This window comes from Pseudomonas sp. Root329, from assembly GCF_001424925.1.
GTDB classification, from domain to species: Bacteria; Pseudomonadota; Gammaproteobacteria; order Pseudomonadales; family Pseudomonadaceae; genus Aquipseudomonas; species Aquipseudomonas arabinosi.
Window position 1 is genome coordinate 13,676 of the sequence record NZ_LMCV01000029.1, and the last position, 13,754, is coordinate 27,429.

Genomic DNA, 13,754 nt, shown 5'->3' on the forward strand with positions numbered 1-13,754 from the left:
AAATCACATGTTCAGATGGAAAAAACCAGGCAAGGTATTCGATCCCAAGGATCTGACCCAAACCAACTGGATGCATGAATTCTCGCAGTCACCCTCGGTGCTGGTCTCGGAATGGCAAAGTCTACCTGCTGTACAACGGTAATGAGTTCGGTCGCTACGGCTTCGGTCTCGCGATGCTGGAAAACGATTAATGTCCAATGAGGAACACCGTGGAAAAGCAAAGAGACTTTAAAGAAGCTTCCGGCGAAGCGCTTCGGGAAGCGCAGTCAAAACTCAACGACTATCTGGAAGGGTGCTACAAGTTGGGACAACACTACCTGGATCTGTGCTCCAGCATCTTCCTGATGCGTGAAAAAGGAGCTCCCCGTGGCTAAATCAGTACTGATTTTCCCGGCGGGCATGCCACGCTCGATGGCCTATCTCGAACGTGCCCTGAGTGAAGGGCAAAGCGTGATCGGTTCCTCTTCGCTGGGCTACGACCCGGCGCGCCAGCTCTATCCGAACTGGGCACATTTGCCTTACGTCACCGCGCCAGACTTTGACGAGGCGCTGCGCCAAGTCATCGCCGATTTCGACATCGGCGGCATTTTCACCCCCAACCTAGTAGTGTGGGACTACCTTAATCGCTGCATCGCGCAATCGTTCCCGGGTGTGACGCTGGTCAACATCTCGCCGATGGCCAGCGAAGTTGCGCCTTATCACAAGGCGTTGCAGTTCGGCGAATCGGTGCTGTCCGAACCACTAGCAGTGGCAGGGTCCGGAGAAACCAGGCCAACCGCTTCCGCGCTGGAGATCGCCGCACTGTTCCGCCACGCCGAAATCATTCCCGGAATGTGCGACCACGAAAAGATTCGCGCGCTGTGCGAACTGTTTCGTCACGCGCCCGACGGGGATGTGGTGGAGATTGGCAGTTGGTGGGGTAAGTCGGCTTTTGTGTTGATGCGTCTGGCCAGTTGCTACAACGTTGGCAAACTGTTGTGCGTAGACCCATGGTCTAACGAGCACCTCATTCAGAACGACGAAAAGGGCTTCGTTGATCGCGTTCCGGTCAACGCCGATGAAGCCTTGACGGTGTTCCAACTCAACCTGCTGCCGTATGCCCACGGCTCAGTGAACTACATGCGCCTGCCCTCCGTTGACGCAGCAGTAGAATATCGCCGCAGCCGGCAGGTAACGACAGCAGCGTTTGGCGAAACGACCTATGTAGGTCGTATTGCCGTCCTGCATATAGACGGTAACCACAGCTACGATAAGGCTCGCGCTGATGTATTAGCCTGGGCGGACCTCGTGCTGCCGGGTGGCTGGATCATCATCGACGACTACATCTGGCCCTATGGTGACGGACCGCAGCGTGTAGCTGATGAGTTTCTCAGAAGCCGACTCTCCATCATTGATTGTGCATTTGTCATGGGGAGTGCGATGTTTATCAAATTGAAATAACGCTCCCCCGCAAACACTGCGCTCGCTCGGTCAAACTCTATTGAAAGCCTCAGAGCGCAGTCTGCTACGCAATCGAAAATTGATTGATGCATCTGATCACATGGTCCTGCTCCGCCTCGCTCAACGTCGGATACAGCGGCAACGACAGGATCTGTTCGGACAGCGACTCGCTGAGTCCCTTCGACGCCGGCGCCAGATGGCGATAGGGTTTGTGGTGATGAATAGGCAATGGATAATGGATCTGTGTCTGAATGCCATTCTCAGCCAGATGGGCCTTCAACGCGTCACGCCATGGACAGGAGATAACGAACAAGTGCCAGACATGAGCGGACGACTCCACCACCTCGGGCAGCCTGATCAGCGGGTGCTGGATCCGGGCAAGATAGCGTTCGGCAAGGCGGCGGCGCCGAAGGGTGTCAGCCTCTAGCCCCTTAAGTTTTACGCGCAGCATAGCGGCCTGAATTTCATCCAGACGGCTATTCACGCCCGCAAGATCATGCTGGTACTTGATGCTGGAACCATAGTTTCCGAGGGCACGCACAAGCTTTGCCAGCCCTGGATCGTCAGTGGTCACAGCACCGCCATCGCCCAAGGCGCCGAGGTTCTTTCCGGGATAAAAACTGAATGCTGCCGCATCCCCCCAATTACCTGCCTTGCGCCCCTGCAAGTGAGCGCCATGGGCTTGTGCGCAATCTTCCAGTACCAGCAGATCATGCTGTTTGGCCAATGCCAGAATCTGCGGCATCGGTGCCAATTGACCGTACAGGTGCACCGGCAAGATCAAACGGGTTCTGTCGCAAAGCGCGGCTTCAACGGCTGCCATGTCCAGGTTATAGGTAGCGGGATCAACATCTACCAGCACCGGTACCAAGTCGTTTTCCACAATGGCTGAGACAGTGGCAATAAACGTGTTTTTCTGCACAATCACTTCATCGCCTGCGCTCAGCATCCCCTGTTCTTTCCACGCTCGCAGAACCAGGGAAAGGGCATCGAGACCGTTACCGACGCCGATCGCGAATTGGCTGTTGCAATAACGAGCGAACTCCGACTCGAACTGAACGAGTTCGTCACCCGAAATGTACCAACCCGAGTCGATCACTCGACTGCAGGCCGCTTTCAACTGGTCGGCATACTCGTGGTTTACACCTTTCAAATCAAGGAAGGGGACGTGCATCGATATACCTTACAATTTTGGCTGGATTGCCCATTACAACCGCGTTATCAGGTACATCGCGGGTCACTACAGCACCTGCACCCACCATACAGTTTTCACCCAGAATGATACCGGGCAACACGGTGGCATTGGCACCGATCGATGCCCCTCGCTTGACGAGGGTTTGCACAAAAACGTCAGGATAAACTTTTGATCTTGGGTATTTATCATTGCTGAAAGCCACGCATGGACCGATGAATACATCGTCCTCAATCGTCAGGCCATCCCACAAATAGACACCCGACTTGACGGTGACTCGGTGGCCAATGACCACCTCATTCTCGATGAAGGTATGCGCGCAGATATTGCAGTCGTCGCCAATCACTGCTCCCGGCAAGATCACGGCAAACTGCCACACTTTGGTGCCGATTCCGATAGACGTTGACTGGACATCGCTCAAGGGATGGATCATTGCGCCACCGCCGTTAAAAAGCTGGCGTAGTCCCGAACATAGTCCGACTCCTCATAGAGCTGATCGGCCAGCACCATCAGCACACAGTCTTCAGAAAAATCGTACATCTCTCTCCAGATAAAAGACTCAATCAGAAGACCCTGGCAGGGATGATCCAGCCGAATCTCGATTTTTTCCTGGCCATCATCCAGCATGAAGCGACAGGAGCCTCTCACCGCGACCACGACTTGTTTGAGGGTCTTGTGGGCATGAAAGCCCCGTCTAACGCCTTTGCCGGTATCGAACATGTAATAAACACGCTTGACGGAAAAAGGAATGTTTTTACCTTCTTCCAACGCAATCAGCGAGCCACGCTCATCGCCATGCGTTTGCAGTTGCAGAAACTGAACCTTCATCGAGATTTCTCAACAACCATTGTCGACACCTGCGACTGCAGCCAAGTAGCAATGATGTCGGGATCAATAAAATAGGGTTTGTAGTAGAGCTCTCGTGAATCCAATGCGCCGACGCGGTAGGAAATGTAGTCCATCTCTACACCGACAATGGCCGCAATGTTGGAGAAACAGGAGAATGCTCCACCCTCTTCGGCCATCCAGCACAATGCCTTCGTGCCTGCCGTGGCAAACAAAATGTTGGTCCAGGCGGCGCCTGTGGGGCCTACGATTATTTCGGCATTAGCCATGATGGCCACCTGTTGGCTGACGTCCTGATCTTCCATGTAAACACAGACAAAACCATGGGCTTCCAGCAGCGTCGCTACCTCTGTCTGATTATACAGTCTCAAAAAGCCCTTTCTGGCCAGGAACACCCGCTTTGGCAAGTCGTCCCTGGGCAGGTCCCGACTCAAGGCAAACGCTTTTTCACGCAGGAACATGATGGACTCGTGACGGGCAAAACTATTTTCGGCAAGGTTCCAAGCGGTGCCCTTGAGGTTGGGAATGGCATTATTGGGGGCTCCGATCAGCAATAGATCGTCCACTTTATAGGCCGTGACAATACTCAGGTAAATAAACGGTCTATTGATGCCGAAACTCTCGATCAACGTCTTGATCGATGAAATTTTCTGGCTAGCCACGGAGATCAAAATTGGATAGTCAGCATAGTGGGGAGGCAGTTCTTCGACAAACTGCAGCTGAGTGAGGATTTCCAATACCCAGTGGTAATAATTAAGCTCGTTACAACCCGAAATCAATATGCCCTTTTCAATACGCTCCGGTTGGAGAGCGCGGACCAGCGCCAGGCTTTTTCCATGATGGAGCAGATGAGCACCGCTGTAGTCAGCACGGGTCGACGCCGAGGTGGTGACGCGCTCAATCACTATTTGTTCATCGGGAAGGATAACCGAGCGGGAAACAGAGCAGACCTGACCATGGCGAAAATGATAAAGCGCCACTTCCGGCAACGTAATACCCGTCGGCGCAACGTGCTGGTTCAGATACCGAGGGCCCTGCACCTGCCCTTTCATGGAGGATCGAAAAATGTGCACCTTGCTGGCAGTCACCTCATCCAGCCACTGCACCGACAACCGCTTGATATTGTTTGTTGTGGTCCCGACTATAAAACGATATAGCCAATCGGAAACCCACCCGGGCCGCGTACAGATGCGCTCATAGCCGAGTAACTCAAAGCGTTTTCTCAAAGACTGTAGCCTGGAGCACTTTGCCGGGTCTGGCCAATACACCGTAATTTTATCTTCGCTTATCGCGAACTCGTCGATGAGTTGACTTTGAATTTCGCGGTAATAATCACTGGCGATAATGATTTTATCAAAAGATAAGTCGGTAAGTTGTCGTGGCGCATAGATAGTTTTCCCGAACAACAAGCCGCCCTGTTTCTGCTGATTGTTATCAAGAAACCCAATCACTTTTTGACGGCCGCGGCTGCTCTTGTAAAAGTTAACACCGCCCGCGCCGGTCCCAAAGATCAAGATCCGACTTTTACGCTTAAACCACGTTCGCACACTCACCTCGTCTTACGTATTTTTCAAAGCATCAGCGATAACACTGAGCGGGCAACCCATCGTATTCAGTGCCCTAAACCTTATTGATGATATTGCCTTTTACTTGTGCGATACCTTTTGCATCCAGGTCCCGACGTGTTCTGGCCGGCCTGATTTCACCCTGGATAGTGCTGTTTATCTCATCGATCTGCGTCTCGCCCGCCTGTCCATTGGACTTGCCCACCAAATAGCGCAAAGACAATCGAAACCGATCGGATTCATCGTCCAATGGACGGGTCCCGTGCAACGTACAGTTATGCCAAAGGCCGACATAACCTGGCCCACCGACCAACTTTTGATCCACGCACTCAATCGTCTGGCCTTGGTCGTCAGCGTAAGCCCAACGGTCATCCCCAAGATTCTTCAGCTGGTGAGGAAACAATGTCGCGCCCAATCGGTGCGAGCCGGGCATCAGGTGCAGCGGGGAATCACGCTCGGTCACTTCATGCAAATACACATAAACCGTCAGAAACGTTGACGGATCCAAGTCAACACGCCCCTGCGGCCAATCGATAATATCTTGATGGAAGTCGATGCCACGGAAGTAAGTAATGTCGCGAAATGGCTTCCTGATGTAGGGCCCCAGGTTCGCCACGTTAACGTCGCGAATCCTTTCCCGCACCCATTCCGGCAGCCAGGCATCCGGCACACCGCAAACGGCCTTTTTAATCACCACCTCATAGTCGTCACCCAGCACACTACCGAGTACCTCGGTCAGGACCGGGTCCTGCTCTATGAATTGCAGTTGAGGTTCAAACGCATTGAGGTAGTTGAACGTTTTGGTCGGATTGGCGTTGAAGTGGTTTTCCTGAGCGAGGTACTCGACCTCCTCCATGAACAGACCCGGGCCGAAGTCCCGCGCGCAGATCATTTGCTGATACAACGCCTGAGTCTGACCGACGTCCAGGATCTCCCCAAAGAGATAGGCACCCTGTTCTTTGAGGCTATCGATGTAGGTCTGCATACTGCGTTCGCTCATTGTGTGCCGTAATGTATCTGAATTTTATCGGCAGGCTTGGGTGAAACTAGCGGGTAGCGGGTGAAAATATTTGCGTCGCGGACACTGGCCGGGACTGTCAGTCCTCACGGATAACTAAACCCCTTGACCAACGTCAACTCCCCCACCGCCCGCATCGGCACCAGGAACGTCTCCATCTTCTCGTTCGGCGTCCCCTCCTCCGTAATCACCGTCACCTGTGCGGTCGTCAGCGGCTGAACCGCCTCCTCCTGCCCCTCATCATCACTCCGATATCCGCCCCCAAAGTAGTTCACATAGACGAGGTATTGGCCTTTGATCGGCGCCGGCATGGCGAAGATTTCCGGGCCATAGCCGGTCGTCACGTCTACATCGAGCGCAGCACCATTGGGAGCAACGCGGTCGCCGTACCAGATGTGGGCGCCGTCGGGGGTGATGAGGTGCAAGTCGAGGTCCGTGCCATCACTGTCCCAAGCCAGCAGCACCCGCAACTTCGCCGGAGTGGCCCCGCCGCTGGCGTTCAGGAATTGCGTGCGATGCCGCTGCTGGCCATCGGGGCTGCGAACTTCGACGCTGTTGCTGCCATTGGGGAATGAGAACGGGCGATCAAAGCGACCAGCGGGGTCAATCTTCAGCGGCATGCTGACACCGTTGACGATCAACCGGCCCGGCTCACCGGACTTGGGTGTGGCTTTGATTTGCCCTGTGATGCGTGCAGTGTTGGCCTGCCCCACCGGGGTGTTCACCGAGGAGGCCGGGTAGTTAACGATCTGGCGGAAGTTTTCGCCTTCGCCTTCAGGCGCGCCAGTGCGCCAGCCGCCAACGGGTGTATCGAGTTTGGCGGCACTTTCGGCGGCAAACGTCGTCGACCATACGCAAAAAGAACAAAGGAACAGGAGGACCTGTGGATAACGGAGTTTCATGGCCTATTCCAGCAAGAGGTGGCGGGCGAGCCCTTCGATGTAGGTTTCATCCTGGCCGTTGGGGTGTGCTTCGAAGGCCAGGTGCAGGTATTCGTGGGTCAGGTCGAGGCGGTCTTGCAGCGACAACACGCCGCGCACGTAGATGCGCTGGCGTTCGCGGTCGACAAAGGGGCGGCCGAAGGCCAGGCGGCAGACGGCGAAGGTGCTGACTTCGTTGTAGCCAATCTCGCTTTCCAACCGCGGACGCCAGTCGCGGCGTTGGTTCAGCAGCCAGTCTTGCGCGGCGGGGAGTGCTTCGCAGGAGGCGACTGGATTGTCCCAGCGGCTGAGGCTGGCGCGGGGGTAGGCGTGGAGCAAGATGGCGTCGTAGCGTTGGCCAGCGTTGGCTTGTTCGACGGCTTGTTGCCAGGAGAGCTTGTCCGGGCCGGGCTGGTCAGAGTGGTAAGTGACGGTGCTGCCGGCGAGGACCAGGTCGCTGGTCCAGGCGGCGATGTGGCGTGATTCGGCGGTGGCTGGACGTGGGGCGACGCGTTGCCGGCTGCTGCTGTCGTCGATGCTCAGGCAATCGCCGTTGCGGGTGGCGTTTTGCAGCAGGTACGTGCGGATCGCGACGGCCAGGGCTTTGGCGGCTTCGGCGGGTTCGGGCTTGGCTTCGCGCTGGAGGACGCGGGCGACATATTCTTCGCGGTCCAGGCGGGCGATCAATTTGTCTTTCACCAAAAACAGTTCGCCGTCGCTGTGGATATCGAGTTGGTTGCCGTTGGTGAATTCGACGCGGTAATCGCCCTGCAAGGGCCCGGACTCAACAACACGATCCCCAGCCAGAACGCGCCCGATGGGATAGCGTGAAAACAGCCCCACCTCGACACAGCGTCCCGCCTCCGAAGGCCAATCCACCGGCAACACCGAAGCCAACGCTCCACCGTAGTGACGCAAGACCATTTGACTGGTTCCTCGCCCGCCAGCCCAAACCGGCGTGCCATCCACCGTCCACCCGGCAAAACCACCCTGACGCGACGAAGGGTCCTGATCCCCCAACCAGCTCCAGGTTTTCACCCGCAACCGGCCACCGAGTTCGCCCATAACATTGCCGTCAGCCGCATTCAACACCACATCCAGCAACACCCGCCGCGCCGAATCCTGCGCTGGCATCATGGCCAGCACCTTAAGCAATTCAGCCACCGATACTCGCGTAGAAGGCTGCAACGAAGACAAGTTCAGCAACCACTCCGGTGCCTTACGTGCCTGCCAATACTCTCGCCAACCAGCATCAGAAATACCCAACCGCGCAGGCTCAAAGTACAAACCGCACGACTTCACCAACGCCTGATCGCGCTCAATCTTGCCGCCCGCCGTGCAGCAGTAAACTTCCTCCTTCGACTGCCCGCGACATTCGTAAGCCGGCTCATGGGCGTTGGTATCCACCAGCCAGCCGTAAACAAACAACTTCCACACACTGCCCAATGGAGTCTGTAAATCAGCCGGCAATGGCTCGCGCGCGATCACCTGAGTCCGGCTCAACGACAGCAACTCACCTTTAAAAGCCAGACGCAGCGGCTCCTCCTGCGCTGTTGCCAGCGCAGGAATCAGACACAGCCACCACCAGAGCAAACGCCGGGTCATGTCAGTTGACCGTGACCTGGCCGAGGGCCGGTTTCTGTTCCTGAGCCTGATGATGTGGCGCGTAGACCTGAGTGAAACGCACCGGCGGCAGGTTGAACTGGCCTTTCTGCGAGAAGCGCACCAAATGACGCAGACGCAATTCGCCACTCAAGGCGTCGACCGGAATGGCATAGGCCATTTGCCCCGGCTCGAAACGCGCTTTCTCCAACGCGGACGGTTCGGTGCCGGCCTTGCCCATGAGCTTGATGCCCCACGTGGTGCGCTCGACATCGGCGCCCGGTGGCAGCGGCACTTCGAGCATGCCGTAACGCAGCGGTTTGGCCGCTTTACTGGTGATGATCACTTCGTCCAGATACAGGCTGTCGCTGGACAACGGTTTGTTGCCGACCGCTTCCAGTTTGAAGGTGAAGGCTTCGTCGCCCGGCACCAGACGCGACAGGCGACGGGTGATGGTCACGGCCATCGGATCTACCAGCGGTTGCTTGGTCTGGAAGCTCAAATCCGCTCGCAACGGACGCTCTTGCGCACCGGTCAGCGACAGCACCGCAGGCACTGGCGCAGCACCCTGCCACGTCCAATACGTCTCACCGGTATCACCGTATTTTTTCTTCCAGCCTTCACCCGGTGCCAATGCGATGGTGGGTGATGCCTGCTCGATGCTGCGCTGCAACCAGGTCAGCGCCAATGCGCGTTCCAGGGTCGATTGCTGTGGCAACAATCGTTGCAACAACGCTGCCGCTTGAGCCTGATCGAAGGCTTGCAACGACAGGTTCAAGGCTTCGGCAAACGGCTGCGAACTGACCGCCAATCGTTGTTGCGCGTCTGGCAATTGACGATTGAATGCGTCCGGCAGAGTCACCTTCGATTGCTTAGCCAACGAGGCAGTCAACGCTCGAGCAGCCGCCAGACCCAACGCCGAATCCGGATCGCTCATGACGATGCTGTCTTCGCCATCGTCCATCAGGTTCGCCGCATTGCCCTCGCCCGCTTTCGACAGATCATCCATCAAACCGCTGAGCAAGGTGTTCACCGGCAATTGCATCTGTTTGGCGAACGACAGGATCAGCGCGCGCTGCAACAGCGGCGTGTTTTTGGCTTGCTTCGAATAAACCTCCAGCACCCGCTGCCAATGCTCCGGCGGCAGACTCAACTCCAGCGCTTTGCTGGCGTGCCAGTCGGCGTAATACGCGTAAGCGGTGAGGAATGCATCCGGCTCACCGTCCATGCCCCACCAGGTGAAGCTCGCCGAAGGCCCGGCCATTTGCACCAGGCGCAGACGGCTGTTCTGCATGATCAGGCGCAAGCGATCGCGGATCTGTGGGTTCGACGACAAAGTCGGATACGCGATGCTCAGCGGCAGCAAACGACTGGCCGTTTGTTCGACGCCGCCGTATGGATAACTCAACAGATCGTCGAGCGCCGAGCGGAACAGCGCTTGCGGACTGTCGTCCAGACGCAGGCGAATATCCGTGGCATCTGCCGGCAAAGTCAGCGGCGTATCACCGCTGGCCACGTCCAGACTTTGGCTCTGGGTCACCTGCCAACCTTCGCCGGTCGCGGTCAGCCGCACAGCCAAGGCATCAGCCGTTTTACCGTCCTGCACCAGCTCAGCCGACCACTCGCCACTGGCCAGCGCAAACTCCGGCAGCGCGATGTAGTTGATGCCGTTGTTCAGCGTCACCGGCACCCGCTGCTCGGTACCGCCGAAATGAATCACCAGCTCAGCCTTGGCCGGTTTTTCCGCTTGGCTGAAAGCAAACACACCCAGATCAGGTTTGTCGCCAGCGCGGAATTTTGTTGGCCCGCTCCACTTCAGGTAAAGCGGTTTTTCCGAGCGTACGAATTGCTTTTTCTGCCCGACCTGACCGTCATCGGCGATGGCCCGGGCGGTGATGCGCCAGCGGGTCAGCGAGTCCGGCATCTTGAAGGTGAAACGGGTTTTGCCGTTGGCGTCGGTGATCAATTCCGGCTGCCACGCGGCGGTGTCGACGTCTTCACGACGCGGCCGCTCCAGCACTTTCACGCCCCGCTCGCTACGGTTGGCTTTGCCCGGCGCGCCAGGGCTGCCCGGCAATGCCACGTCGTAGCTGATGAACGACAGACTGGCGCTGGTGCGCACATTGTTGCGGCGCGGGTGGTAGAAAAACTGGTCGATGGTCGGCGCGACTTCCGGTTGCAGCGCGTAAACCATTTCGTCCACCACGCTGACCGTCAGGTGCGCTGGAATAGGCTTGCCAGCGAACTGGGTGGTCAAGTCCACCGACACGGTATCGCCCGGCTGATACGCCTCTTTATCGGTGGCAATGACCACGTCGATTTGCGGCGCGATCACTTTGATACCGGCGTTCTGGAAGCTGTACTGACCGCCCTTGGTGTAAAGCACTGAGAACGTCAGGTTCGGCGCAAAATTATCCTTCACCGGGATCCGCGCGCGGTATTGGGTCTCGCTGAGTTTTTCCATCTTCAGCCAGTCGCCGCCCTTGGACAGCAGCGCTGTGGCCTCGACCTTGTCGCGCTCCAGCGACAACAGTGCATCGCTGATCGGCTCAGGGAACGTGATCAATGCGAGGGCTTCGTCGCCGGCCTTGTACTCGGGTTTATCGAGGACGATTTCCACGGTGCCCGGCACGGCTTTGACGCCGTCGCCAGTGACCGAATGCCCGGTGGCCCCCACCACGCGGCCATGTTCATCCTTCAGCGTCAGGTTGTAGGTCCCCGGACGGTCGAAGGCCAGGCTGAAGCCTTTGTCTTTCGCGGCGAGTTTGCCTTCGCCGGTGCTCTGGTCTTCCAGGCGCACCCAACTGTAGCTGCTTGGCGTGACTGCTTTACTTTGCTCGCTGCCGCCTTCATTCAAATAACTGAACGCAACCTTGTCACCCACCGCACTGAACCGCTGAGGCGCACGCAGGCTGAAACTCGCCGCGCCGCGGTCGATGAGGATTTCCTTGGTGGTCTTGACCCGATACGCCGCGCCATCGCTGGCGAACACGGTGAGCATGTAGCGACTCGGCTTCTCGGCAGCCGGCAGATCCAGCGTCGCGTTGCCCTTGGAATCGGTGGTCAGTTCGGTACTGGTCAACTCAACCGGGAATTGCCCGAGGTATTGCAGTTCGTTGTCGACCATCGACAGTTGTTGAGCACGCAGACTCAGGCTCAACTTGGCGTTGGCCACCGGTTTTCCGTCCGGGTACAGCAGCACCAGGCTGCCCTTCACCGGTTCGCCGGTGCGGTAATCCTGCTTGGCCAGGTTCAGGGAAATTTCGAAGTGCGGCTTGATGTATTCGGCGACGCGGAAGGCGCTGCTGTAGGCCTGATCCTTGTAGCTGAAACGCAGCTCATAACCGCCCGCCACCGCGTTGTCCGGCAACTGGAACCGACCTTGAGTGCCCGCCTTGGAATCGAGTTTCAGCGCCAACGATTGCAGCGCCGTGCCGGTCGCATCGAGCACGGTCACGTTGACGTCGGCTGCAGTCGGCAGCACAGAGTCGCGGGCGTTTTTGAACTCACGACCAACGATTTTCAGCGACACCCAATCCCCCGGGCGATACAACGGCCGGTCGGTGAAGGCATAGAGTTTGGTGTCGTAGATTTCGCTGTCGTAATAGAAGTTCTCGGAGACAAACACCCCGCCCTCTTCGTCCTCGCCAATCACGAACGAACGCTCGGGGCTGACGTGTTTCAGACGCAGCAAACCATCGGTATCGGTGGCGCCGCTGCTCATCACACCCAGGCCATCGGTCCACAGCACATTCACCTTCGGCACCGAACTGCCTTCGTGTTTGCGCGCGGCCCACACCAGCAATTCATCACCGGCAATCTTGCTCACGGCCACGGTGTTGGAGACGAAGACCATGGTGGTCGCACGGTACTTGCCGATCAGCGCTTCCACCAGGTACAGGCCCGGTTTCAGGTTACCCAAAGGAATGTAAACGTTGCCCGGCGAGACACTGACGAACTCGCTGGAAGAGCCGGCGAGGTTCACACCCTCGGGCGGCTGGATCGGTTTGGCTTGCCACAGCGGATAACGGAATTGGCTGATCACCGGCAGGCCCGGAATCAGCGCGAATTGCGGCTGAGCGTCGTAAGGCGTTGGCGCGGCCATCGCGGCGCCCATCTTCAGTTCCGGCACTTCCTCGGTGACTTGTTTGCGCGATTCGTAGGAGAACGCTCGCTGCATCACGCGACGGGATTTGCGGTACCAGTTGTCCCACAGGTACGCGAGGGTGTTCGACAGGCCTTCGCCCTTGAACTGGCCGTCGCTGACCACGCGGTGCAGGTTCTTCTGGCGCTTGAGGAAATCCAGCGGCTTGTCGATGCGGTACACGCGAATGTCGGCGCCGCCGTAAGGCTCCATGCGGAACCGGCGGTAGTCGCGGCCCGGCGCTTCGAGGCGAACCATCGCCTGTTCGTCGCTGGCAAAACTGCTGTCGGCCAGCAGGAAAAAGCTTTCACCGGCCACCGGCGTATAGCCGCTCGGCTCGACGGTGTCTTCGGCATTCACCGCCGAAAAAGGCAGCACTAAGACCAACAGCAGAGGCAGAAAACGCAGCATGCGGGCACCGATCATTGGGAGAGAAAGTTCAGTCGATAGACGCCGATGAAGTTGGGGTTGGCTGCGTCGGGTATCCATCGGGTGTCCTTCCATGTCATGAGTTGCTGCAGGCTTGCGGAGCGCATGCCGTTGTCAGTCGGGGTGGTGGTGCCGGTGTGATAGGCGATGTAGCGGCCCATCCAGATCATCAGGTGCTGGTCGTCGCCCTGATCGAAAAACATCAGGTCACCGGGCCGGGCTTGCGCCAGATCGCGACCGACCAAATGGCTGTTGAACTGAATCAGTTTGATCGCGTTGACGTAGGGCCCGACCTTGCCGCCGCCCTGCTGCCATTGCTGGGCGAGGCCGCGCTGGGCCTCGCTCAGTTGCAGTTCCGGCGGCAGGTAGCGGTTGGACAGGCCATTGCTGCGCAGCCATTTGTCGTCGTGGACTTTCAGCGCTTCGTTGGCGGCGAAACGAACCAGGCCGGCACAGTCCTGCTGATACCAGCGCGGGCTCGGACCTTGGGTCAGTTGTTCCTGGGCGATGCGCACGAACCAGGCGCGGAACACCTGGGATTGCTGCACGTCCAGCGACGGTGCCTCAGTGGCAAATGCCCGGGTGCCCAGCAACATCG

12 protein-coding genes are annotated in these 13,754 nt (G+C 57.7%); 3 read left to right on the top strand and 9 right to left on the bottom strand.

Translation table 11 applies throughout. The features are described 5' to 3' along the window. Nucleotides 1-7: 7 nt before the first annotated feature. The 3 genes from ASC74_RS32415 (at nucleotide 8) to ASC74_RS20750 (ending at nucleotide 1,440) form a co-directional block, all read left to right on the top strand. On the top strand, nucleotides 8-142 hold the full coding sequence (locus ASC74_RS32415; RefSeq protein ID WP_269084626.1) for a hypothetical protein: 135 nt from the start codon (nucleotides 8-10) through the stop codon (nucleotides 140-142). Nucleotides 143-209: 67 nt separating this feature from the next. Beyond that, nucleotides 210-374 carry a hypothetical protein gene (locus ASC74_RS31930; protein ID WP_201784097.1) on the top strand — a complete coding sequence of 55 codons (165 nt, stop codon included), beginning with the start codon at nucleotides 210-212 and terminating at the stop codon, nucleotides 372-374. Next, on the top strand, nucleotides 367-1,440 hold the full coding sequence (locus tag ASC74_RS20750) for a class I SAM-dependent methyltransferase (RefSeq protein WP_056743630.1): 1,074 nt from the start codon (nucleotides 367-369) through the stop codon (nucleotides 1,438-1,440). Before ASC74_RS31930 ends, ASC74_RS20750 begins: the two co-directional genes overlap by 8 nt. 64 nt (nucleotides 1,441-1,504) lie before the next feature. On the opposite strand, the gene ASC74_RS20755 is transcribed toward ASC74_RS20750, so the two are convergent. The 9 genes from ASC74_RS20755 to ASC74_RS20795 form a co-directional block, all read right to left on the bottom strand. After that, nucleotides 1,505-2,614 (bottom strand): DegT/DnrJ/EryC1/StrS family aminotransferase, encoded by a 1,110-nt coding sequence (locus tag ASC74_RS20755; RefSeq protein WP_056743632.1) that lies wholly within the window; start codon nucleotides 2,612-2,614, stop codon nucleotides 1,505-1,507. After that, nucleotides 2,595-3,065, bottom strand: coding sequence for an acyltransferase (locus ASC74_RS20760; protein WP_056743634.1), 471 nt, complete (start codon nucleotides 3,063-3,065; stop codon nucleotides 2,595-2,597). The genes ASC74_RS20755 and ASC74_RS20760 overlap by 20 nt, the downstream gene beginning before the upstream one ends. Continuing rightward, complete coding sequence (locus ASC74_RS20765; protein WP_056743636.1) at nucleotides 3,062-3,460, bottom strand: sugar 3,4-ketoisomerase; 399 nt, start codon at nucleotides 3,458-3,460, stop codon at nucleotides 3,062-3,064. Before ASC74_RS20765 ends, ASC74_RS20760 begins: the two co-directional genes overlap by 4 nt. Further along, nucleotides 3,457-4,992: a glycosyltransferase family 61 protein gene (locus ASC74_RS20770; protein WP_236713316.1), complete on the bottom strand. Its 1,536-nt coding sequence runs from the start codon at nucleotides 4,990-4,992 to the stop codon at nucleotides 3,457-3,459. The genes ASC74_RS20765 and ASC74_RS20770 overlap by 4 nt, the downstream gene beginning before the upstream one ends. A 106-nt stretch (nucleotides 4,993-5,098) precedes the next feature. Beyond that, nucleotides 5,099-6,028, bottom strand: a complete 930-nt coding sequence (locus ASC74_RS20775; RefSeq protein ID WP_056743640.1) for a phytanoyl-CoA dioxygenase family protein — start codon at nucleotides 6,026-6,028, stop codon at nucleotides 5,099-5,101. 119 nt (nucleotides 6,029-6,147) lie between these two features. Next, nucleotides 6,148-6,963, bottom strand: coding sequence for a YfaP family protein (locus ASC74_RS20780; RefSeq protein ID WP_056743642.1), 816 nt, complete (start codon nucleotides 6,961-6,963; stop codon nucleotides 6,148-6,150). A gap of 3 nt (nucleotides 6,964-6,966) precedes the next feature. Next, a complete protein-coding gene (locus ASC74_RS20785; RefSeq protein ID WP_056743644.1) occupies nucleotides 6,967-8,586 on the bottom strand; it encodes a DUF2300 domain-containing protein in 1,620 nt (539 codons plus the stop codon). A gap of 1 nt (nucleotide 8,587) precedes the next feature. Next, complete coding sequence (locus ASC74_RS20790; RefSeq protein ID WP_082555857.1) at nucleotides 8,588-13,153, bottom strand: alpha-2-macroglobulin family protein; 4,566 nt, start codon at nucleotides 13,151-13,153, stop codon at nucleotides 8,588-8,590. Continuing rightward, nucleotides 13,150-13,752 carry a DUF1175 domain-containing protein gene (locus tag ASC74_RS20795; protein WP_236713317.1) on the bottom strand — a complete coding sequence of 201 codons (603 nt, stop codon included), beginning with the start codon at nucleotides 13,750-13,752 and terminating at the stop codon, nucleotides 13,150-13,152. Before ASC74_RS20795 ends, ASC74_RS20790 begins: the two co-directional genes overlap by 4 nt. Nucleotides 13,753-13,754: the final 2 nt, after the last annotated feature.

Bases quoted from the DNA above. Each gene is read 5' to 3' on its own strand.
- ASC74_RS32415 (WP_269084626.1), top strand. From the start codon at position 8: ATGTTCAGATGGAAAAAACCAGGCAAGGTATTCGATCCCAAGGATCTG.
- ASC74_RS20755 (WP_056743632.1), bottom strand. From the start codon at position 2,614: ATGCACGTCCCCTTCCTTGATTTGAAAGGTGTAAACCACGAGTATGCC.
- ASC74_RS20760 (WP_056743634.1), bottom strand. From the start codon at position 3,065: ATGATCCATCCCTTGAGCGATGTCCAGTCAACGTCTATCGGAATCGGC.
- ASC74_RS20765 (WP_056743636.1), bottom strand. From the start codon at position 3,460: ATGAAGGTTCAGTTTCTGCAACTGCAAACGCATGGCGATGAGCGTGGC.
- ASC74_RS20775 (WP_056743640.1), bottom strand. From the start codon at position 6,028: ATGCAGACCTACATCGATAGCCTCAAAGAACAGGGTGCCTATCTCTTT.
- ASC74_RS20780 (WP_056743642.1), bottom strand. From the start codon at position 6,963: ATGAAACTCCGTTATCCACAGGTCCTCCTGTTCCTTTGTTCTTTTTGC.
- ASC74_RS20785 (WP_056743644.1), bottom strand. From the start codon at position 8,586: ATGACCCGGCGTTTGCTCTGGTGGTGGCTGTGTCTGATTCCTGCGCTG.
- ASC74_RS20790 (WP_082555857.1), bottom strand. From the start codon at position 13,153: ATGATCGGTGCCCGCATGCTGCGTTTTCTGCCTCTGCTGTTGGTCTTA.
- ASC74_RS20795 (WP_236713317.1), bottom strand. From the start codon at position 13,752: ATGTTGCTGGGCACCCGGGCATTTGCCACTGAGGCACCGTCGCTGGAC.